Origin of the sequence: Acinetobacter sp. AL9 (assembly GCF_041464035.1) — a bacterium.
In the GTDB taxonomy this organism is placed as follows: domain Bacteria; phylum Pseudomonadota; class Gammaproteobacteria; order Pseudomonadales; family Moraxellaceae; genus Acinetobacter; species Acinetobacter towneri.
Genome location: NZ_JAYFSK010000315.1, coordinates 1 through 209, shown reverse-complemented (window position 1 = coordinate 209; position 209 = coordinate 1). Strand labels below are relative to the sequence as shown.

1 pseudogene is annotated in these 209 nt (G+C 36.8%); it reads left to right on the top strand.

Annotated elements, in window-relative coordinates:
• Positions 1 to 209 (top strand): annotated as a pseudogene (locus ACEO2X_RS14865) (RNA-guided endonuclease TnpB family protein); the annotation flags it as partial.

Genomic DNA, 209 nt, shown 5'->3' with positions numbered 1-209 from the left:
AATCAGCTAGACGTTCACTGGGTTGGATACCGTTTAAAAAGGTTGCAATCAAATATGCTGATGGCTATGTTCAATATGGCAGGCATCAATTTAAACTATGGGATAGTTACGGATTAAGTCAATACAATATCAAAACAGGCACATTCGTAGAAGATAGTCGTGGACGTTGGTATGTTTGTCTTGTAGTTGATGCAGTCAAAATAGAAAAA